At 61.7% G+C, this 20,298-nt stretch carries 17 protein-coding genes; 12 read left to right on the top strand and 5 right to left on the bottom strand.

Annotation, left to right across the window (positions count from 1 at the left end; translation table 11 throughout):
* Positions 1 to 195 precede the first annotated feature (195 nt).
* The 3 genes from NKJ67_RS25830 to NKJ67_RS25840 all read left to right on the top strand — a co-directional run bounded on the left by NKJ67_RS25830 (position 196) and on the right by NKJ67_RS25840 (position 3,644).
* Entirely contained in the window at positions 196 to 1,314 is a 1,119-nt protein-coding gene (locus tag NKJ67_RS25830; protein WP_352583918.1) for a L,D-transpeptidase, read from the top strand.
* 137 nt (positions 1,315 to 1,451) lie between these two features.
* Positions 1,452 to 3,089 (top strand): CTP synthase, encoded by a 1,638-nt coding sequence (gene pyrG / locus NKJ67_RS25835; protein ID WP_127810447.1) that lies wholly within the window; start codon positions 1,452 to 1,454, stop codon positions 3,087 to 3,089.
* Between the two features lie 18 nt (positions 3,090 to 3,107).
* Positions 3,108 to 3,644, top strand: coding sequence for a DUF1697 domain-containing protein (locus NKJ67_RS25840; RefSeq protein WP_352583920.1), 537 nt, complete (start codon positions 3,108 to 3,110; stop codon positions 3,642 to 3,644).
* Between the two features lie 36 nt (positions 3,645 to 3,680).
* On the opposite strand, the gene NKJ67_RS25845 is transcribed toward NKJ67_RS25840, so the two are convergent.
* Both NKJ67_RS25845 and NKJ67_RS25850 read right to left on the bottom strand, forming a co-directional pair.
* The gene (locus tag NKJ67_RS25845) at positions 3,681 to 5,138 is read right to left on the bottom strand and encodes an NCS1 family nucleobase:cation symporter-1 (protein ID WP_127268714.1); all 1,458 of its coding nucleotides are present in this window, start codon (positions 5,136 to 5,138) and stop codon (positions 3,681 to 3,683) included.
* A 241-nt stretch (positions 5,139 to 5,379) separates the two neighbouring features.
* Positions 5,380 to 6,282 (bottom strand): LysR family transcriptional regulator, encoded by a 903-nt coding sequence (locus NKJ67_RS25850; protein WP_127397238.1) that lies wholly within the window; start codon positions 6,280 to 6,282, stop codon positions 5,380 to 5,382.
* A gap of 229 nt (positions 6,283 to 6,511) precedes the next feature.
* Here NKJ67_RS25850 and NKJ67_RS25855 point away from each other — a divergent pair, with 229 nt between their 5' ends.
* The 8 genes from NKJ67_RS25855 (at position 6,512) to NKJ67_RS25890 (ending at position 15,087) form a co-directional block, all read left to right on the top strand.
* Complete coding sequence (locus NKJ67_RS25855; protein WP_127319989.1) at positions 6,512 to 8,026, top strand: leucyl aminopeptidase; 1,515 nt, start codon at positions 6,512 to 6,514, stop codon at positions 8,024 to 8,026.
* A 54-nt stretch (positions 8,027 to 8,080) separates the two neighbouring features.
* Positions 8,081 to 8,986: a proline iminopeptidase-family hydrolase gene (locus tag NKJ67_RS25860; RefSeq protein WP_352583923.1), complete on the top strand. Its 906-nt coding sequence runs from the start codon at positions 8,081 to 8,083 to the stop codon at positions 8,984 to 8,986.
* A 19-nt stretch (positions 8,987 to 9,005) separates the two neighbouring features.
* The gene (locus NKJ67_RS25865; RefSeq protein ID WP_024503325.1) at positions 9,006 to 10,667 is read left to right on the top strand and encodes an ABC transporter substrate-binding protein; all 1,662 of its coding nucleotides are present in this window, start codon (positions 9,006 to 9,008) and stop codon (positions 10,665 to 10,667) included.
* 39 nt (positions 10,668 to 10,706) lie between these two features.
* Positions 10,707 to 11,723, top strand: a complete 1,017-nt coding sequence (locus tag NKJ67_RS25870) for an ABC transporter permease (protein WP_128309592.1) — start codon at positions 10,707 to 10,709, stop codon at positions 11,721 to 11,723.
* Positions 11,723 to 12,694 (top strand): ABC transporter permease, encoded by a 972-nt coding sequence (locus NKJ67_RS25875; protein WP_023813929.1) that lies wholly within the window; start codon positions 11,723 to 11,725, stop codon positions 12,692 to 12,694. The genes NKJ67_RS25870 and NKJ67_RS25875 overlap by 1 nt, the downstream gene beginning before the upstream one ends.
* Positions 12,691 to 13,650: an ABC transporter ATP-binding protein gene (locus NKJ67_RS25880; RefSeq protein WP_352583926.1), complete on the top strand. Its 960-nt coding sequence runs from the start codon at positions 12,691 to 12,693 to the stop codon at positions 13,648 to 13,650. The genes NKJ67_RS25875 and NKJ67_RS25880 overlap by 4 nt, the downstream gene beginning before the upstream one ends.
* Before the next feature lie 8 nt (positions 13,651 to 13,658).
* Positions 13,659 to 14,645: an ABC transporter ATP-binding protein gene (locus NKJ67_RS25885; protein ID WP_127267732.1), complete on the top strand. Its 987-nt coding sequence runs from the start codon at positions 13,659 to 13,661 to the stop codon at positions 14,643 to 14,645.
* Between the two features lie 139 nt (positions 14,646 to 14,784).
* Positions 14,785 to 15,087 (top strand): DUF982 domain-containing protein, encoded by a 303-nt coding sequence (locus NKJ67_RS25890; protein WP_127267728.1) that lies wholly within the window; start codon positions 14,785 to 14,787, stop codon positions 15,085 to 15,087.
* 107 nt (positions 15,088 to 15,194) lie between these two features.
* Here NKJ67_RS25890 and NKJ67_RS25895 read toward each other — a convergent pair whose 3' ends face one another.
* Genes NKJ67_RS25895 through NKJ67_RS25905 form a run of 3 tightly spaced genes read right to left on the bottom strand, consistent with a single transcriptional unit; the run spans position 15,195 to position 17,852 of the window.
* A complete protein-coding gene (locus NKJ67_RS25895; RefSeq protein ID WP_352583928.1) occupies positions 15,195 to 15,998 on the bottom strand; it encodes a DUF1194 domain-containing protein in 804 nt (267 codons plus the stop codon).
* Positions 15,999 to 16,039: 41 nt separating this feature from the next.
* The gene (locus tag NKJ67_RS25900; RefSeq protein WP_352583930.1) at positions 16,040 to 16,870 is read right to left on the bottom strand and encodes a hypothetical protein; all 831 of its coding nucleotides are present in this window, start codon (positions 16,868 to 16,870) and stop codon (positions 16,040 to 16,042) included.
* Positions 16,854 to 17,852 carry a DMT family transporter gene (locus tag NKJ67_RS25905; RefSeq protein ID WP_352583932.1) on the bottom strand — a complete coding sequence of 333 codons (999 nt, stop codon included), beginning with the start codon at positions 17,850 to 17,852 and terminating at the stop codon, positions 16,854 to 16,856. Before NKJ67_RS25905 ends, NKJ67_RS25900 begins: the two co-directional genes overlap by 17 nt.
* Before the next feature lie 151 nt (positions 17,853 to 18,003).
* Between NKJ67_RS25905 and NKJ67_RS25910 the strand changes: the two genes are divergently transcribed.
* Positions 18,004 to 19,986: a BTAD domain-containing putative transcriptional regulator gene (locus tag NKJ67_RS25910; RefSeq protein ID WP_352583934.1), complete on the top strand. Its 1,983-nt coding sequence runs from the start codon at positions 18,004 to 18,006 to the stop codon at positions 19,984 to 19,986.
* The last annotated feature ends 312 nt before the right edge of the window (positions 19,987 to 20,298 follow it).

Genomic DNA, 20,298 nt, shown 5'->3' on the forward strand with positions numbered 1-20,298 from the left:
CCGCGATCTGTGGTCGTTTGAACACAGTCGCGGCAAATGCAGCAAGATCACGAAGATTCGACGGGGTGAGGCGGGGCCTCGCGCTTGAGGCAGCCGCGCTTATTCGACTATAGATTGCGCGCGGCATTTCCGGCGCCCTTGGGGGGCGCTGGGCGACGCCGTGGGCAACAAGCATAGAACGATCGGATCTTCGCCATGCAGCTTCGCAGCTTCATTTTCCTGGGACTTTGCGCCGCACTCGGCATGAGTTCCCCAGCCTTCGCCGGCGTGCCGGCAAATATGGCCGCACAGCCTTCGGCTGAAACAACTTCTGCCATCAACGTCGCCGTCAAGAGTGATGCGTCGCAATTGAAGCTTCTCAAGAAGAAGAAAAACCCGACGCCCGACGACCTCGCCCAGATCAAGAAGATCGAGGCCAAGATCGTTGCCGACAAGGAAGCCGCCAAAGCCAAGGCGCTCGAAGCCAGGAAACTGGCGATGCGCGAGGCGGCAAAGGCCAAGGCCGACGCTGAACGGCAGGCGTTCCTGGCCAAGAAGGGCAAGAGCGCGCAGGCAACCCAGGTGGCTGATGCCAAGCCAGCCAAGAAGCTGGTTGCCAAGATCATCGAACCGATCGCGCCGATCCAGTCGGCCGAGCCGCTTCCGGCAGAGGCGATGAACATCGCCCTGACCGGCAACAATGGCGAATTGCGCAGCGAGGTCATCGGCCAGAAGCAGCCGAGCAGCGGCGGTTTGTTCGCCGGTCTCTTCGGCGGTAGCTCTTCCTCTTCGTCGATTTCATATCTTCCCGAGACACGGGCTCTCGACCAGGCTCTCGCCAAGAGGGAAGCCAAGAAGCAGTTCAAGGTGAAGCCGGAATTCGTGCCGCAGGACGTGGAATTCAGCGGTTACGCTGCCGGCACTATCGTTATCGACACCAGCGCGCGCCGCCTCTACCTCGTCGAATCGTCCTCCACTGCGCGCCGCTACGCCATCGCGGTCGGCCGCGACGGCCTGCAGTTCAAGGGTACGGTTGCAGTCGGTGACAAGCAGGAATGGCCGCGCTGGATCCCGACGCTGGACATGCAGAAGCGCGAGCCGAAGCATTACGGCCAGTATAAGGACGGTATGCCCGGCGGTGGCCAGAATCCGCTCGGCGCGCGCGCCATCTATCTCTATGACGGCAAGAAGGACACGCATCTGCGCATCCACGGCACCATTGCGCCGCAGTCGATCGGAACCAGCGCCTCGAATGGTTGCTTCCGCATGATCAACGAGCATGTCATGGACCTTTACAGCCGCGTCAGGGTTGGCACCAAGGTCGTCATCATCTGACGTTTTCGTCATCCTGCCGAAAGGGCCGGCTCAGCCGGCCCTTTTGTTTTGCCTTGTTCACGATCCAAGCGCCTTCTTGGGAAAAAAGCTTCGCGGCGGTTTTTTCTCTGGCGGAATCAATCCGGCCGCGTTAAGCGATGACTCCCATGGCGCGATATGTATTCATCACAGGCGGCGTGGTTTCCTCACTTGGAAAAGGCATTGCCGCAGCGGCCCTTGGGGCTCTCCTGCAGGCGCGAGGCTATCGCGCACGCATCAAAAAACTCGATCCCTACCTGAATGTCGATCCGGGCACGATGTCGCCGTACCAGCATGGCGAAGTCTTCGTCACCGACGATGGCGCGGAAACCGATCTTGATCTTGGCCATTACGAGCGCTTCACAGGCCGCTCCGCCAACCAGCAGGACAACATCACCACCGGCCGCATCTACAAGAACATCATCGAGCGCGAGCGGCGCGGCGACTATCTCGGCGCAACCGTGCAGGTCATCCCGCACGTCACCGATGAGATCAAGAATTTCGTTCTCAACGGCAATGACGACTATGATTTCGTGTTGTGCGAGATCGGCGGCACGGTCGGCGACATCGAGGCGATGCCATTCCTGGAAGCTATTCGCCAGCTCGGCAACGACCTGCCGCGCAACAACGCCGTCTACGTCCATCTGACGCTGATGCCCTACATCCCGACGGCAGGCGAGCTGAAGACCAAGCCGACTCAGCATTCGGTCAAGGAGCTGCGCGGCATCGGCATCGCGCCCGATATCCTGCTGGTCCGTGCCGACCGCGCCATTCCCAAGGAAGAGCGTAGGAAACTGTCGCTGTTTTGCAATGTGCGCGAAAGTGCCGTGATCCAGGCGCTCGACGTGCCGCATATCTACGATGTGCCGATGGCATACCATAGGGAAGGGCTCGATTCGGAAGTGCTGGCCGCCTTCGGCATCGATCCGGCGCCGAAGCCGCGCATGGAGCCTTGGCAGGCGGTATCCAACCGCATCCACAATCCGGAAGGCGAGGTCACCATCGCTGTGGTCGGCAAGTATACCGGCCTCAAGGACGCCTACAAATCTCTGATCGAGGCGCTCTCGCATGGCGGCCTTGCCAACCACGTCAAGGTCAAGCTCGACTGGATCGAATCGGAGATCTTCGAAAAAGAGGATCCGACGCCCTGGCTGGAAAAGGTGCATGGCATCCTGGTCCCAGGCGGCTTTGGCGAGCGCGGTGCGGAAGGCAAGATCCTGGCGGCGAAGTTCGCGCGTGAGCGCAAGGTGCCGTATTTCGGCATCTGCTTCGGCATGCAGATGGCCTGCATCGAGGCAGCGCGGTCGCTGGCCGGCGTCGAACATGCGTCTTCGACCGAGTTTGGTCCGACCGAGGAACCGGTGGTCGGCCTGATGACCGAATGGCTGAAAGGCAACATGCTGGAGAAGCGCCGCGAAACCGGCGATCTCGGCGGCACGATGCGGCTCGGCGCCTATCAGGCCGAGCTCGCCAAGGGCTCCAAGATCGCCGAGATTTATGGCGACACACAGATTTTCGAGCGCCATCGCCATCGCTACGAGGTCAATGTCGACTACAAGGAGCGGCTTGAGGATTGCGGCCTGGTGTTTGCCGGCATGTCGCCCGACGGCGTGTTGCCGGAAACGGTCGAATACCCAGACCATCCGTGGTTCATCGGCGTGCAGTATCACCCGGAACTGAAAAGCCGGCCGCTCGACCCGCATCCGCTGTTCGCCAGTTTCATCGAGGCGGCCGTGGAGCAGAGCCGGCTGGTGTAGCGATCAGGTCGGGCGGCAATGCAGACCTATGTCGCACTGCTTTACAGCATCATCCTGGCTGAGGGGCGACGGGTCGTCATGGCCGACCTCAAGGCCATGGCTGAAGAGCTCGGGCTGAACAACCCGCGCACGCTGGTGGCGACGGGCAATCTGGTCTTCGAGGCACCGGCAACTGATATCGCCGACCTCGAACAGTGGTTGGAGGCAGCCTTCGAAAAAACCTTCGGCCGCCATGTCGATATCATCGTGCGCGGTGCCGAGGACTGGTTGAAGCTTGCCGCCGGCAATCCGTTCCCGGCCGATTCGGCTAAAGCAGGCGATCAGGTGGCCGTACGGGTGATGCGTAAGCCTGCGCCCGAGGAGGCCGTGACGGCACTGCAGGCCTATGCCGCCGAGGACGAGAAAGTGACTTCGCTCGGCGGCGACATCTGGGTCGTCTTTTCGCGAGAGAGACCAAGCTCGCGGCTGCTTGCGGCAATGAACCACAAGCGCATGGGCATCGGCACGTCGCGCAACTGGAACACGGTGCGCAAATTGGCCGAGATGATCGGGTAGTTGGGGGCGGCTTTGCGCCGCCCCTATGGTGGCTCGTCAGGCTTTCGCAGTCTTGGCGCCTGCGCCCAAAGCGGCGGTGCGCAGCACGTAGTAGATAATGCCGGCGATCGCCACGCCGAAGAACCAGCCATAGACACCCCACCAGGACGGCAGCCAGTTGGTGAAGTTGGGCAGGATCGACGAGAAGATGGCGCCGATGCCTGCTGCGATGAATGCATTGACGTGCCAGCCGCCCTGGAAACGGAACTCGCCGTCCTCGCGGTAGAGCGCCTCGACGTCGACCTCGCCCTTCCGGATCAGGTAGTAGTCGACCATCATCACCCCGAAGATCGGCCCCATTGTCGCGCCGATGATGTTGACGAAGGAAGCGGCACTGCCTTCCCACGGCGCGAAGGGGTAAAGCAGCAGGGCAATCACGGCCGCGATATAGCCGCCCTTCTTGAAGTCGATCTGCCTGGGAAAGACGTTGGAGAAGTCGAAGGCCGGCGAGACGAAGTTTGCCACCACGTTGATGCCGAGGGTTGCCACGGCAAAGGTCAAGGCTGCGAGCGCTGCCAGGAACCAGCTGTCGAATTTCGCCGAGATCTGGTCGGGATGCAGCAGCACTTCGCCATAGACATCAAAGGCGGCAATGGTGGTGACGCCGGCGACCAGCGAGAACAGGATCAGGTTGATCGGCAGGCCCCAGATGTTGCCCTTGCGCAGCGATGCCTTGTCCGGCGCGTAACGGGCGAAATCGCAGAAGTTGAGATAGAGCGCCGAGAAATAGGTGACCCAGATCGCCGCCACCGCAAACAGCGAGGTCCACGATCCCGGCGTGCCCGGCACGCCCGCGTCCTTCGTCTTGTCCAGCAGCACGTCCATCGGGATATCGCTGGTGAAGGCAAATCTCCCGGATTTGACGCAGAGATAGATCGCCAGGATCAGCATCATCACCCAAACCGCGGGGCCGGCCCAGTCCTGGAAGCGGCGCACCGTTTCCATGCCGTTCTGGATGATCAGCAGTTGCAGCCCCCAGATGACCACGAAGCAGATCACCTCCAGGCCGGTATGGCCGAGGAAATGCGTGCTGGCGTTGAAATCGGCGAACCATTGTGTGCGGATCAGCAGCGCCACGATCGCGCCCGAGGCGGCGGCCGTCTGCGCGCCGTACCAGAAACAGGCGACGATGGCGCGCACCAGTGCCGGTATGTTGGCGCCCCAGATGCCGAAAGAGGCGCGGGCAAGCACGGGGTAGGGCACGCCCGTCTTCACGCCGGCATAGCCGACCATGTTCATCAGCACATAGATGATCAGCGATCCGATGCCGATGGCGATGATGAAATTGACGAAGCCGCCGCAAAACAGGAACAGACTGGCGGCAAGATAGTAGCCCCAAAGGCTGTGGACGTCCGATGTCCAGACGTTGAAGATCGAGAATGGTCCCCAGTTTCGAACTTTGGCCGGAGCCAGATCCTCGTTGTACAGATCAGGTGAAGCACCCTGTATCGTCATGGCAATGTTCCCCTTTTGCAGCACGCGCCCTCACGCGTTGGCCGCGTGCAGGTTAAGCCTGCCGCAGGGGAACCGACAAGCAACCTATTTGCCGGCTTTGGCCTTAAAGATATTCAATGAGAACTGCGATTATCGATGCAAGGTGATGGTGGGTCATCGCTGAACCTGGCACGGATGATTCGAAGTTCGACGCTGGGCTTCCAATGTGAAGCGGTGGCTGCCGACATCTTCGGTAGGGGCCCTAAGCGATGGCCATCACCTGCTTGTGGTCCGCGACTTCAGCGAGCAGCCAATCCTGAAACAGGCCGGTGCCTGGTTTGTTGCCGATGCTGCGACGCTGATGCAGGTAAATGCCGGCCGGATAGGTGTGGCGGACATGGAACGGCGCGACCAGTTTGCCTTGCTGCAGAAAATCTTGCGCCATGATCGTGTCCGCAAGCGCTATTCCGGCGCCATTGATCGCTTCGCGCATGATGAGCGTACAATCATCCAGTGTTGTGCTGGATTTTGGCGTCGTTTCCAGAACGCCTTCCTGCTCCAGCCAACGCTTCCATCTCATGGTTTCGCATTCATGGATCAGATGATGATTGACCAGATCGGCCGGCGATCGCAGCGGCACAGGCCCCTCCAAAAGCGAAGGCGCACAGACCGGGGTCAAAAGCAGCGGGATCAGCAGCGTCAAAGCCGGGCCGGCCTTGTAGACGAACTCGTCGACAATGGCCAAATCGAAGTTGGCGCGCTTGCCTGAAGTGGAGATCTCCAAATCCACCGACGGATGCAACCGGCGAAAGTTCGGCAACCGGTCCGCCAGCCAAAGGTTCAGAACAGTGGGCACGCACAAGACCCGGACCCGTTGGATCTTGCCGTGGCGCGAGCCGTCCGAGAGGCTGACGTCATCGGTGGCGCGCCAGATGGCTTCGAACGCCTCCGAGAGGCTGCGCGCATAGTAGGAGCCCCTGATGGTTGGCGTTATCTGGCGAAAACCGCGTTCGAACAGGTCCTGGCCAAGATTTCGTTCAAGCGCGCGGATGTGGCGGCTGACAGCCGAGGGTGTCAGATGCAGTTCTTCCGCCGCGTCCTTGACGCTGCCGAGGCGAGCGGCGGCCTCGAAAGCGCGCATGCCATTGAGTGAGGGAAGGGCCATTGGACGATCATGAATTGTCAGTTGAGTTTTTGTCAATCGACATGGGCAGAATTCGCGTTTGATCGCCTGCCCCGTTAGGGGATACCCAGAGGACAAGAGCAATTAAGTCGTCTCAAGCGACTGTTTGGGAACACCGGTACCATACCATCGACGGCTGAGACCGGCTTGACCAGTCTCACCGGAGCGAAGCTTTGCTCGGTATCGCCGCAATTGGAGAGAGCGCCAGCCTATGCCTCAATCGCCAGCGCCGGTCTTCGAAGCTGCGGAGGAGATTTCCGCGGAAACCTCCGTCGTCGTGATTTTGCAAACTGCCCAACCAGGCTTTGGTCCCCGGGCAGCGGCTCTGGACGCTGAGATGAGCGGGATTCTCTCTCGTGCATGCTCTGACCCGGCCGCCTTGGCCGAATCCGGCACCTGCATCGATCTTATTGCCCCGCAGGCAGTATCGACCAAGCGCGTGGTTGTCCTGGCCTTGGGCAAAGCCGAAGCCGTAACCACCCTCTCGTTGGCGCGCGCCGGCGGTCTGCTTGCCGCACATCTGGAAGGCAAGGGGGAATGCGCGGCCACTCTGGTCCTGGACCCCATCGCTGGCATTGAACTATCCGGCGCCGAAATCCTGGCGCGTGTCGCGCTTGGCATGCGGCTGCGCCGCTATCGTTTCGACATGCGCAACCGGCGGCAAGGAGCGGGAGCGGATCGAACCTTGCGGGTGAAACTGGTCGGAGCCGGCGGCCCGGATCTGACCGCGGCGCTGACGCGGATCAATGCAATCGCCGATGGCGTCGAATATGCACGCACCTTGGTCAACCTGCCGCCAAACCATCTCCACCCCGACAATTTCCATGATCATCTGGAGCCGCTGCGTGAAGCCGGCATCGACATCGAAATGCTCGATGCCGCGCAACTGAAGGAGCTCGGCATGAACGCGCTCCTCGCCGTTGGGTCGGGCTCGGCGCGTCCGCCACGGGTCGCTGTCCTGCGCTACCGCGGCAAGGGTGCTCCCGCCCAACCACTCGCTTTCGTCGGCAAAGGCGTCTGCTTCGATTCGGGAGGCCTCTGCATCAAGGGCGGAGCGCAGATGTTCGACATGAAAGCCGACATGGGCGGAGCGGCGGCTGTGGTCGGCCTGCTGATCGCGCTCGCCCGGCAAGGCAGCCCGGTACACGTTGTCGGTGTTCTCGGCATCGCCGAGAACATGCCATCGGGCACCGCGCTCAAACCGCGCGACATCATCACCACGGCCTCGGGACAGACAGTGGAAGTGTTCGACACGGATGCGGAGGGACGCCTGCTTCTGGCCGACTGCCTCTACTATGCAGCCACGCGCTTCAACCCTTCGGTGATCGTCGATCTGGCGACGCTGACCTATTCGGTGACGCGTGGCCTGGGGTCGATATTCGCAGGCCTATTCAGCACCGACGATGCCATCGCTTCACAGATGATCGCGGCCGGAGAAACGGTCGGCGAGCGGTTCTGGCGGCTGCCGCTCGACCGGGCCTATGATGAGGGTCTGCAATCGCCGTTCGCGGACCTCAGGCATCATGCCAAGGACATGGAAGACGGCGACGCTCCCTATGCGGCGGCGTTCCTGCGTCACTTCACGGAAGACCGCCCCTGGGTGCATCTCGACATCGCCAGCAAGGAACTGACCGACACTGACCGGCCCCTCGGCAGGCAAGGCGCCACGGCATTTGGCGTGCAGATGCTGGAAGAGTGGGTGCAGGTCACCCGCAACATGAGTTAGGCGCCCGCCGTCACGGACAAATACGAGATGCCTTCAACCGCACTGGAAACTGGGATGTCATCTGAGATCATCGGCATGGAAGGACGGGCGCCTTTCGGCGCCTACGAGACCTGGTATCGGGTCAGTGGCGAACTCGGTGGCGAAAAGGCGCCGGTGGTGATCCTGCATGGCGGCCCGGGCGTCGCTCACAACTATGTCGATGCCTACAAGCTTCTTGCGCGAAGGGATCGCGCCGTCATCCACTACGACCAGTTGGGCTGCGGCAATTCCACCTTGCTGCCTGAGAAAGGCGCCGATTTCTGGACACCTGGGCTGTTCATCGACGAGCTTGAAAACCTGGTCGACCATCTCGGCATTCGGACGGGCTTCCACGTGCTCGGCCAGAGCTGGGGCGGCATGCTGGGCGCCGAATATGCCGTGACGCGGCCGCAGGGCCTGAAGTCGCTGACCATCGCCAACTCACCGGCGTCCATGAAACTGTGGGTCGAAGAGGCCAACCGGTTGCGTGCGGATCTGCCTGCGGATGTGCAGGAGACCCTGACCCGACACGAGCAGGCCGGCACGACAAACGATGCGGCGTACCAGGCGGCGACGATGGCGTTCTACGAGCGGCATGTCTGCCAGGTCGTGCCTTTCCCGTCCGAAGTCACGGAAAGTTTCGCCCAGGTCGTGCGCAATCCGACCGTCTATAATCTGATGAATGGGCCAAACGAGTTCCACGTCATCGGAACGCTGAAGAACTGGAGCATCGTCGACCGTCTGCCGGCCATCGATGTTCCCACCCTGATCATCTCCGGACGTCACGACGAGGCCACGCCCGCGACCGTGCAGCCCTACAAGGACGGCATCAAGGGGTCTCGCTGGGAGATATTCGAGCATTCCAGCCACATGCCGCATGTCGAAGAGCAAGATGCGTGCATGCGGGTGGTGGGAGACTTCCTGGACCACAACGACAATTGAAGAAAAGGGGAATGAAGACATGAAGAAACTGCTTCTGGCGGCAACAGCCGCGGCATTGCTGGCCGGTACATGGCTGGCCCCGGCACAGGCCGAATATCTCAAGGAGCACCGAGGCGGCACCATCCGCCTGCTGGCCCGCTCCGCGGCCGGAACGCTCGATCCGCACATCAATTACACGGACCAGGGCTGGCAGATGTACCAGCCGATCTATGACGGCCTGGTAGCCTTCCGCAAGGCCGAGGGTATGGACGGCTTCACCATCGTTCCCGATCTGGCCGAGGCGTTGCCGCAGGTCAGCAATGACGGCAAGACCTTCACCTTCAAGCTGCGCAAGGGCATCAAGTTCTCCAGTGGCCAGGATCTTGGCGTGAAGGACGTCGTCGCTTCTTTCCAGCGCATCTTCAAGGTTTCCGGACCCACCTCCGGCACGTTCTATGCCGGCATCGTCGGTGCCGACAAATGCCTGGCCGACACCAAGAGCTGCACGCTGGAAGGCGGCGTTGTCGGCGACGAAGCGGCCGGCACCATCACCATCAACATCACCAAGCCGGATGCCGAGCTGCTCTACAAGCTCGCCTTGCCGCATGCCGTGGTCCTGCCGGCGGACACGCCCGCCGAAGACATGGGCTCCAAGCCCATTCCCAGCACCGGCGCGTACATGATCTCCGCCTTCGACCCGAACAAGGGCATGACGGTTTCCCGCAACCCCAATTTCAAGCAGTGGAGCGAAGAAGCCCAGCCGGACGGCTATCCGGATGTCGTCCAATATGATTTCGGCCTGTCCGAAGAGGCAGCCGTCACCGCGATCCAGAACGGCGAAGCGGACTGGATGTTCGACGCTCTGCCCAGCGATCGCCTGGGCGAACTGGGCAGCAAGTCCATGGACCAGCTGCACATCTCACCGCTTTCGGCTTGGTGGTACGCGCCGCTGAACAACCGTCTCGCACCCTTCGACAATGAAAAAGCCCGCCAGGCCGTTGCCTATGCGATCGATCGCAACACGCTGGTCAAGCTGTTCGGCGGCAAGGTGCTGGCCTCACCGGTCTGCCAGGTCCTGCCCCCGGACTTCCCCGGCCATGAAGACTATTGCCCCTTCACCAAGAATCCGGGTGCCAAATGGTCGGCTCCTGATCTCGACAAGGCAAAGCAGCTCGTCGAGGACTCCGGCACCAAGGGCCAGAAGGTGACGATCATCGTCGAGGACACCGCCATTTCGCGCTCAATCGGCGTCTATCTGCAGAGCGTGCTGACCAGCATCGGCTATGTCGCCGACGTCAAGCCGATCTCGTCTAATATCCAGTTCACCTACATTCAGAACACCAACAACAAGGTGCAGATGTCCGTCACCCAATGGTACAAGGACTATCCTGCGGCTTCGGACTTCCTGAACATCCTGTTCAGCTGCGCCTCCTTCCGTGAAGGTTCGGACGCCTCGATCAACATCGCCGGCTTCTGCGACAAGGAAATCGACGCCAAGATGCAAAAGGCATTGGACCTCGGCGTCACCGATCAGAAAGCCGCCGACAAAATGTGGGCTGAAATCGACAGGCAAGTCACCGACAAGGCACCCGCCGTTGGCCTCTTCACGCCGAAGCGGCTTGACTTTGTCAGCAAACGTCTCGGCAATTTCAAGTTCAACCGGCAGTTCAACTGGATGATCACCCAATCCTGGGTGCAGTGATGGCCTGGGTGCAGTAACGAACCGCGGAGGGGCACGTCCGTGTCGAACGTAGCTGTCGCCGCGCCGCGCAAGACGCGAGGGCCCTGGGCCGTCGCGTTTGCGAAGCTGGCAAGGGACAGGGCTGCCATGGCGTCGCTGGCCGTGTTCCTCCTCATCGTCCTTGCCTGCCTCAGTGCGCCTCTTTATGCAAAATGGGCAGGCGTGGACCCCTTCGCCTCGACGCTCGACGCCGTCGTCCAGATCGACGGTGCCGACGTTCCGGTGATGGAACAATCGACGGAAGGGCTGGGGCTTGGCTACACACCGCTCGGCCCGACCTGGCGGCTGGGCAATTATTTCCTCGGCGCCGACAGCCAGGGGCGCGATGTCATGGCCAGGATGCTCTATGGCGGGCTGAGCTCATTGCTGATCTCCGGAGCAGCCACCATCTTCACCCTGATCCTGGGCACGGCGGCGGGATTGATCGCCGGCTATTTCGGCGGCGTTACCGACACGGTGCTGTCGCGGTTCCTCGACATACTGTGGGCGTTCCCGATCTATCTGCTGGCGATTTCGCTCTCCATCGTCACCATCGCGCATGGCATCACGATCGGACCGATCCAGATCGAGTCCGGCAGTCTGTGGCTGCCTGTCATCATCATCGGCATCGTCTACGTGCCCTACGTGGCCCGCCCAATACGCGGGCAGGTTATGGCGCTGCGCAAAAGCGAGTTCGTGCTGGCCGCGATCAATCTGGGCGTGCCGGGGTGGCGCATCCTGTGGCGCGACATCCTGCCCAACGTCACCACCACGCTCATCGTCTTCGTGCCGCTGATGATGGCGCTGAACATGCTTACGGAATCAGCCCTTTCCTTCCTTTCGATCGGCGTGCAGCCGCCGGCCGCGAGCTGGGGCACCATCATCCAGGACGGACAGGCGCTGCTTTACACCAGGCCATTGGTGGCGCTGGTGCCGGGCTTGGCGATCGCGGTTTCCGTCATGGCGCTCAATGTCTTCGGCGACGGCCTGCGCGACGCGCTCGATCCGCGCTCCAAGGTTCGGCTGGGGCGCGACTGATGATCTACGCAATCCTGCGCCGGTTCGGCCAGATGCTGTTCGTGATGTTCGGCATCTCGGTCATCGTCTTCCTGATTTTCTTCGCAACGCCGGGCGCTGACCCGGCTGCGCGTATCGCCGGCCGCAATGCATCGCCCGAAGTGCTGGAGGCGGTACGCCACAGCTTCGGCTTCGACCGGCCGCTCTACGTGCAATATGTGACGATGATGGAGAAGATCTTCGTCACCGGCGATCTGACCTCCTTCGTCAATCGTGGCTGGAAGGTGGTGCCGGCGGTCATGGATTCGATCCCGGTCACGCTCTCGCTGGTGTTCGGAGCGGCGATCCTGTGGGTGGTGGTCTCCATCATCATCGGCATCGCCGCCGCCGCCACGCGCGGCAGCTGGCTGGACAAGCTGCTGATGGCGCTAGGGCTGCTCGGCATTTCCATGCCGGTCTATTGGTTGGGCGAAGTGATGAACCTGATCACCCAGAGCCGCTATCACGACAGCTGGGCGTTCTCCTGGGTGCCGCCGCTCGGCTACAAGAATTTCTCCGACGATCCGAAGGGCTGGTTCCTGACCCTGGTCATTCCGTGGATCACACTGTCCATTCTCTATATCGGTATTTACGGGCGCGTGCTGCGCGCGGCAATCATCGAATCCCTGCAGGAAGACTATATCCGCACGGCCCGGGCCAAGGGGCTGTCGGAGACCCGCATCCTGCTGCGCCATGCCTTGCGCACGTCGCTCATCGCATTCGTCACTCTGTTCGGCCTGGACTTCGGTGCGCTGGTCGGAGGCTCAGCCCTGCTGACGGAGGTGGTGTTCGGGCTGCACGGCATCGGCAAGCTCACTTATGACGCTCTGCAGAATCTCGATCTGCCGATGATCATGGCGACGGTGATGTATGCGTCCATGTTCGTGGTTATCGCCAATGCGGTCGTCGATTTCGTCTACATCCTTCTCGATCCGCGCCTGAGGACATCATGATACTGTCGGTGCGCGACCTCAGAGTTTCCTTCCGCACAAATGATGGCCTGGTGCGGGCCATCGATGGCGTTTCCTTCGACCTTAAGGAGAGCGAAATCCTCGGCGTCGTCGGTGAGTCCGGTTCCGGCAAGACCGTGTCGCTGCTGGCCGTCATGGGTCTCATCACCGATCCCAACGCCACCATCGAAGGGTCGATCCGCTACAAAGGCCGCGAACTCGTGGGACTGCCCGCGCGCGAGCTCAGGCGGCTGCGCGGCAACGAGATCGCGATGATCTTCCAGGATCCGATGACGGCGCTGACGCCTGTCTACACGATCGGCTGGCAGATCGCCGAACAGATTCGCGCGCATCGCAACATCAGCAAGTCCAAGGCGATGGAGCGCGTGGAGGAACTGCTGGCCGAGGTGAATTTTCCCAACCCGCACGAGGCGATGTCGCGCTACCCGCACCAACTGTCCGGAGGCATGCGTCAACGGGCGGTGATCGCAATGGCTTTGTCCTGCAATCCGGCGCTTCTGGTGGCTGACGAACCGACCACGGCGCTCGACGTCACCGTACAGGCCGGCATTCTCGATCTGGTGCGCAAGCTGCGCGCGACGCACAAGTCGGCGGTCGTCTTCATCACACATGACATGGGCGTGGTCTCCGAACTCGCCGACCGGGTCATGGTCATGTATGCCGGCCGCGTGGTGGAGCGCGGCAGTCGCATGGAACTGTTTTCCGATCCACGACACCCCTATACGCGCGCGCTGCTGGGTTCGATCCCGCCGCTGACCGGCGAAAAACCACGGCGCTTGCCGGCCATTCCCGGTTCGCCGCCGTCATTGCTGCGATTGCCGCAGGGCTGTGCGTTCGGTCCGCGGTGCCCGGTTCACTACGAGCCCTGCCAGGCCGGCAAGCCCGACCTCGCGAGCGGCACCCATGCCGCGGCATGCTTCAGGGTGGCACAGGCATGAGCGGACCGATGATCGACAAGAACCGCCCAATCCTCGAGACGCGTTCGCTGGGCAAGCGCTTTTCCATCGGCAGCCGTTTCTCCGCCGAAGGCAAGCGAACCGTTCATGCGGTCGACAATGTTTCCCTGACCGTGTGGCGCGGCGAGACGGTCGGGCTGGTCGGCGAATCCGGATGCGGCAAGTCCACGCTGGCGCGTTGCCTGGTGAGGCTCTACGACATATCGGACGGCGAGCTTCTGTTCGAAGGCAACGACATAACCTCCAAGTCGCTGTCCGAACTCAGGCCGCTGCGGCGCCGCCTGCAAATGGTTTTCCAGGACCCGTCGGCGTCGCTCAATCCGCGCCGGCGCGTCGGCGACCTGGTGGCCGAGCCGCTGCGCATCCATGGCAGGCTCTCGTCGAGCGAGATCACCAAACGCGTGGCGGAACTGTTCGACCTTGTCGGCTTGCTGCCGGATCACGTCATGCGGTTTCCGCACGAATTTTCCGGCGGACAACGCCAGCGCGTCGGCATCGCGCGGGCTATTGCCCTGAACCCGGACCTCGTGGTCCTGGACGAACCCGTCTCCGCGCTCGACGTGTCGGTGCAGGCACAAATCGTCAACCTGCTTGCCGATCTGCAGGAGAAGCTCAATCTCACGTACATCTTCATCGCCCACGACCTGTCGGTGGTGCGCCAGGTGTCGACCCGCATAGCGGTCATGTATCTCGGCTCGATCGTCGAAGAAGGGCCGGCGGAAGACGTGTTTGCAGCACCGGCCCATCCCTATAGCCAGGCGCTGATTTCGGCGGTTCCCGTCGTGGAGACGACGCCGGGTGGGACGCGCAAGCGCATCATCCTCACCGGCGACGTACCGAGCCCTCTGAACCCTCCAACGGGCTGCCGTTTCCATCCCCGATGCCCAATCGCGGCGGAGCGCTGCCGTTCGGAGCGGCCACAGTTACGGGAATACCGACCCGGTCGCAAAGTCGCCTGCCACTTCCCGACAATGTAGGCGACACTCACCACCGCACGGGTGATCGCCTTCGCCTGACAGATTTCTAAAAGATTCCATTCTTTATCTGGAACCAACCGGCTGTTGGCGCGTTTGGTGGGGTTCGATCGAGCGCATTGCGGTCGACCGGGAGGAAACGATGGATCAATTGCATTTCTTTTCGCCCGTGCGGATTTCGCGCGGGCAGGGACACCCTGCGGAAGAAATCGATAGTGTTGCCGAAGCCATGATGTTCTTGCGGAAATGGCCGACGGGACGGCGCGGTCCGGTTTATCAGTGCGCGCTGAATTGTTGCTCGGCCGCCTTGTCGGGCCAGATGTCGGCCGAGGAAGCAAGGAAAGCGTTCACCGGCTTTGCCCGCATCACGCGCCTTCTCGATGACGACATGGCGTTGCCGGTGCCCGGCGAAGGCGAGGCAAGGGTGCACGCGTTGCGGCGATAGGCTGTTGTCCTGACGGACCTACAAGGTCTCGCGCTGCAGCGGGGCGGGTCTTGTTGTGCAATGCGCTCGGTCTGGCGGGTCGAAAGTTCGTCTTGCGTGGCACACTTTCACAGCGGACGCTCGTCGTTCATGCTTACTTCAGTCACGAGCTTGCGGCGAAGCGCCATCGTGTAGTCGTCTGGCCCCTTCGGCGTCATGACGAAGGCCTGGGAACCGCCAATGACCGATCTGGCAAAATAGGATGCCAGAGGTTCGTCGGGATTCTCATCCTCCGTCGGGATGGCGATGGCATTGATCGTATATCCCTTGGCTATGGCTTTCGACCTGCTCGGCTGGACGGGAAGCCCGTCGTTGTTCTCGCCATTGGAGGAGATATCGATGACTTTCTTGGCCGCCTTTCCCGGAAACTGGTCGAGCAGGAGACTGCCGATGTCGATAGCCGAGGAAACGGATGTTCCGCCTCGCCCTCTGCGGATGAAGCCGGTATCGCCTTTCCTGCTGATCACCGCAGCCGCCGCTTTGGCATCTTCCAGTCCGCAGATGCTTGTCCACGGCAGCACGACGCGTGCGTGTCCGGGGCTTGACCATTCAAAATAGGCAACGCCGATGCAGCCGACATAATTCCGGCTGATGGCGGCGATGATCTCTGGCGAGGTGAGTGCCGCGGCATGTCCCTCGCGTTGCATATCGGCGATCTTCGGATCGATCGACGACGAGAAATCGACCGCGAACACGATAGCGACGTCAACGTTCGCGGCATGGGCAGAGATCGCCCAAAACATCGAAGCTGCAAGTATCCCTGTCACTCTCGAGATTGAACCGGCCGGCGTCAGAATGCCCCAACCTGTCGTCCGTACCCGTTCGCGAAAGGATAGGGGGCCGGCGTCCTGATGATACACGCTGCCAAACATGTCATTCTCCATCTCGACATCCGGTCGTTTCAAACGCGAGCTCAACATGTGGAAATCTGGCGGATCGCCTTGGTGCCCACGCCGAACAGCAGCAGATCGGCCTTGGTCCACAAGAGATAACAGCCGAGCAAGGTCAGTGGCATGGCGAGGGCCGCGAAGGAGCCGCCCGACCAGACCTCAGGCAAAGCACGGCCGAGGGCCACTGTCGTCGCCAGCATTGCAGGCAACCGGCTGGCGAGCACCGCACTGCGGAACGGATCGGGCCAAGCGGCCGGCCACATCGGAATTGGCGTGCCGGGCCTGTGGAAGGTGCTGCCGAATTTGCCGAGCGCATGCAGCAGGCCGGAGGTCGCCGCAAGCAATGGATCGCCGAGCAGCAACAGGGCAATGCCGAGCCCGATCGCCCCCAGGCCCGACAGGAAGTCGCCCAGACGGTTGAGGGCGGGATCGGGAGCATCCGGCCTTGCCCAGGCCCGGTGATAGGCCTCGCCGCCCCAGAAGAAGACCAGGGTGGTCAAGGTCAGCGCAACAGTGCCATGGCTGCCAGCGAAATATTCGATCACCGCCATGGTAACGCTGCTTCCCTCATGCAAGTCGACCGGCGCGGTGGCAATCTGGATGGCGAGACCGACAATGAGGCCGAGCGCGTTACCGCTGTTGTAATAGCCGCCCGGTCCCTTCATGCGGGCGCGAAGCGCCGATACCAAATGTGCGATAGGAAGAAGGATCGTCCGCGCGTCCATCACTGCGCCCCCACGATAAGTCCTGCCGCCATCGGCAAGGCCGCCGCCGCCTGGCTGATCGACGCCACCGGCCCCGTGTCGGGCGGCAGCCGGGGCCGGAATAGGTTTCGCATCACCGGCAAGGGTCATCACATTCCTCCACTGGACCTGAATTGTTGGGGTGACGATCGCCTGCCCAATTTGCGGCGGCAGCTGCAAAGGCAGGGGCCCCGTCGAAGGGTTGAACCGAAGCGGTTCGCAAGGACGTGCGTGCCTGCGGCGCTCGGTTCGACAGTGCCACGGACAGGATCGCACCCAGAATGATGGCGGCACCCAATGCGCTCGCGGACGAGCTCCGCTCGCCGAGAAAGATCGCCGCGCCCAGCGCTCCGAAAACGCTTTCTGCGCTGACGATCACGGCGGCGTGGCTGGCCGGCGTAAAGCGAAGGGCAACCGTCTGTATGCCGAAGGCAATCGCAGTGGAGAACACGCCGAGGATCGCCAGTTCCGGGCCAGCTGCGAATGCGGCGGCCAACGACAGATTGCCTTGCACTGCGCCGAGCGGCAGGGCGAAGGCGGCGGCGCCGAAGAACTGTGTCGCGGCTGCGGTGAACGGCCGCGCATGCACCTGCATGTGCCGGCCCAGCTCGACTGCCCAGAGCGCATAGCAGGCAGCCGAGAGGACAGCGGTGAGATCGCCACTGCTGAACCCGGCAATCCCATCCGACAACAGCAGGGCTCCAACAACGGTCAGCCCGGCGGCGACCGTGAGACTCGCTGTCGGACGTTCGCCTACGAGAAACCAGGCGGCCAGCGGTGTCATTACCGTTGCCGTGCTGACCAGGAAGCTCGCATTGGTGACGGAGGCGCCGAGATAGCAAAGCTGCTGGAGCGTGATGGAGATGGCAAACAGCGCGCACACCTTGGCCAAGCTGGAAAAATAGTCCGGCCCGAGCGGAAGCCGCCTCTCCATCAAGACAAAGGGCAACACAAGCAGGCCGCCGATCAGGCAGCGCAGACCCACCGCACTCAGCGCGTCGAGATGCACAAGCACCATCTTTTGCGAGACATTGCCGAAGCCCCACAAAGCGGCTGCGAATAGCAGCAGCAAATTGGCTCTTGTCCTGGACACGCGTCCCCCTCGAACCAAGCCTTTCGTTGACTTGGTCACTTTAATTTAGCAAAGCCTAAACAGCCTACCGTTACGGCAGCGCTTGAGCGCGAAGGCCGACTGTTGCGAAGCGTTAGTTTTGAGTTAGGATTTCGTCAGGCTGGGATAGCAAATGCAAAGTGAGGATAGGGGCGCTGCAAATAGAATCTCACTCTTCGGCGGTTTCCGGATTGAAAATGAAACGACCGGTCCGCTTCGGCTGACCGGGAAACGAGGGCCGGCAATCATCGCCTATCTGGCCCGGTGTCCGGGCATGGCGGCGACGCGGGAGAGGCTGGCTGACCTCCTATGGGGCGACAGCGACGGCGAACATTCGCGCAACAGCCTTCGGCAAGCTCTCAGTGTCCTGCGCCAGGATCTGGCGCGAGAAGGGGTGGATCTCATCCATTCCAGCGGTGAGCTGATCGCCCTGAGGCCAGAGGCCTTTCAAGTCGACGTGGAGAAGTTCGAAACGGGTCTCTCGGCCCGTTCCGCTCAGGACCTCGCGAAGGCCTTGGCGAACTACACCGGGCCCTTCCTCGACGGGCTTTATCTGGGAAGCAATGCGTTCGATGACTGGATCACATCGGAACGCGACAGGCTGCTCGGCCGCGCGCTTGAGTCCTTCGAAAAACTGGCCCGTCTCGTCGACCCCGATGCCGGGCTGATCCTGGCCGATCGTATTCTGACCATGGAACCGACACGGGAAGAATCCTATCGGCTCAAGATGGAATTGCTGCTCGCATGCGGGCAACGCGACAGGGCAATCAGGACATACGAAGCCTGCAGAAGCATGCTGAAGAAGGAGTTCGGCGTCGAAGCCGGCCCTGAAACGCGGGCGCTTTGGCAATCTCTGTTGCTTGCCGCCGATGACGCTTCAAATGTGCAGTCGACAAGTGGTGTTCCGGCCAGCCAGCGCCTTGGGCGTCCGTCCATCAGCGTTGCCGACTTCGTCAATCTGACTGGAAAGCAAGGCGACGACTTTTTCGCCAAGGGACTTGTCCAGGACATCACGACGGCCCTTTCCGAAGTGGCCGACTATGTCGTGCTCGCCGCGCTTCCGCCCGAGAAGAGCGGCCCGGGCGAAGAAGCCAAGACGCCAGGGATACTCCGGGCGCGATATATGCTCAGCGGCAGTGTCCAGAGATCCGGCAATGGGTTGAGGGTGAATGTCCAGCTCGTCGATGCCGCCGGCGGCCACCACGTCTGGGCCCAGAAGTTCGACGGCCACTCCGAGAACGCGCTCGAATTCCAGGACAGGATCGCACAGTCTGTTGTTCTTGCCGTGATCCTCGAACTTCAACTGACCAACTGGAAGGTTCGAGACAAAAGCCCGCCGGGTACCCCTGAAGTGCGCAGGCTGGTCAACGAAGCTCTCATGAAATATTTTGAGATGACTCGGGACTCACTTTTGGTCGGGATAGAGCTTGCCGAGAAGGCCTTCTCGCTAGGTCCCGACAACGCCCGTGCAAAGCGGACGCTCTCGATTGTAATATCCATGGGCGTGGCGTTTGGTGCGCTGCCTCGGGAGCGAGGGGTGATCGAGCGTGCGGTCGAGCTTGCGGAAGCCGCGGTGCGGGCGGTACCGGACGATGAAATTGCCCGATGTATCTTGTCGTTCGCTCTCGAAAGTTGCGGTCGTATCGACGAGGCGATCGCCGAATGCCGCCACGCGATCAGCCTCAACCCAAGCTACCCGACTGGCCACGGCGATATTTCGATGCTCTTTGCGTTGCGCGGACAAGTCGACGAAGCGGTGCGCGAGGCCAACGAAGCAATCCGGCTCGGAACGCACGATGTGATCGACTTCTGGCGCCACCACGGCCTGGTTGTGGCGCTCTTCGCTGGCGGAGACAACCAGCGGGCGCTCGAAGCCGCCCGCAAAGTGGTCAGGACAAAGCCGGGCTTCGTTCGCGGCGCTCTTTATTGGGCCGCGACCGCGTCGGCCACCGGAAACAACGAAGAAGCGTCCCGAGCCATCCACCATTGCCTGTCACAACTTCCGCATCTCAATCTGAGCAATGTCTGCCCTGGCTTTGTGCCGCGCTATGTGAAGGATCATCACCATTCCCGGTTCCTTGAGATGCTGTCGAGGGCTGGCCTCCCCGGCTCCTAGCCACATCATTGGCGTAGACACCGGCATACGAAGCTGGAGGCTTCCGTCCTCCGCCCAGGCATCGAAAGCAGATAACGCGTTGGCATTTCCGGCCAGGTCGACCTATAAGCTACCCTGCGATTGAGGTATTCGGCGCCGCACGCCGTCGCGCCGGCCAGGGCATTCGGCCGATTTGCGGCGGGGGCTGTCATGGCAGGCGATAGCGTTCACGCGACGCGTGCACAAACTTTATTGAAGCTGCAACATTATCAAAGGTTTAGGGTAGCCATAGCCCCCATGATGGATGGGGCAGATAGATAAGTAATATCAGAT

It is taken from the genome of Mesorhizobium sp. M0088 (genome assembly GCF_040322895.1).
GTDB lineage: Bacteria > Pseudomonadota > Alphaproteobacteria > Rhizobiales > Rhizobiaceae > Mesorhizobium.

Coding starts and splice junctions, on each gene's coding strand:
- NKJ67_RS25865 (WP_024503325.1), top strand. CDS start 9,006: ATGAAGAAACTGCTTCTGGCGGCAACAGCCGCGGCATTGCTGGCCGGT.
- pyrG (WP_127810447.1), top strand. CDS start 1,452: ATGACTCCCATGGCGCGATATGTATTCATCACAGGCGGCGTGGTTTCC.
- NKJ67_RS25850 (WP_127397238.1), bottom strand. CDS start 6,282: ATGGCCCTTCCCTCACTCAATGGCATGCGCGCTTTCGAGGCCGCCGCT.
- NKJ67_RS25860 (WP_352583923.1), top strand. CDS start 8,081: ATGTCATCTGAGATCATCGGCATGGAAGGACGGGCGCCTTTCGGCGCC.
- NKJ67_RS25855 (WP_127319989.1), top strand. CDS start 6,512: ATGCCTCAATCGCCAGCGCCGGTCTTCGAAGCTGCGGAGGAGATTTCC.
- NKJ67_RS25890 (WP_127267728.1), top strand. CDS start 14,785: ATGGATCAATTGCATTTCTTTTCGCCCGTGCGGATTTCGCGCGGGCAG.
- NKJ67_RS25875 (WP_023813929.1), top strand. CDS start 11,723: ATGATCTACGCAATCCTGCGCCGGTTCGGCCAGATGCTGTTCGTGATG.
- NKJ67_RS25830 (WP_352583918.1), top strand. CDS start 196: ATGCAGCTTCGCAGCTTCATTTTCCTGGGACTTTGCGCCGCACTCGGC.
- NKJ67_RS25885 (WP_127267732.1), top strand. CDS start 13,659: ATGATCGACAAGAACCGCCCAATCCTCGAGACGCGTTCGCTGGGCAAG.
- NKJ67_RS25840 (WP_352583920.1), top strand. CDS start 3,108: ATGCAGACCTATGTCGCACTGCTTTACAGCATCATCCTGGCTGAGGGG.
- NKJ67_RS25880 (WP_352583926.1), top strand. CDS start 12,691: ATGATACTGTCGGTGCGCGACCTCAGAGTTTCCTTCCGCACAAATGAT.
- NKJ67_RS25895 (WP_352583928.1), bottom strand. CDS start 15,998: ATGTTTGGCAGCGTGTATCATCAGGACGCCGGCCCCCTATCCTTTCGC.
- NKJ67_RS25910 (WP_352583934.1), top strand. CDS start 18,004: ATGCAAAGTGAGGATAGGGGCGCTGCAAATAGAATCTCACTCTTCGGC.
- NKJ67_RS25845 (WP_127268714.1), bottom strand. CDS start 5,138: ATGACGATACAGGGTGCTTCACCTGATCTGTACAACGAGGATCTGGCT.
- NKJ67_RS25900 (WP_352583930.1), bottom strand. CDS start 16,870: ATGACCCTTGCCGGTGATGCGAAACCTATTCCGGCCCCGGCTGCCGCC.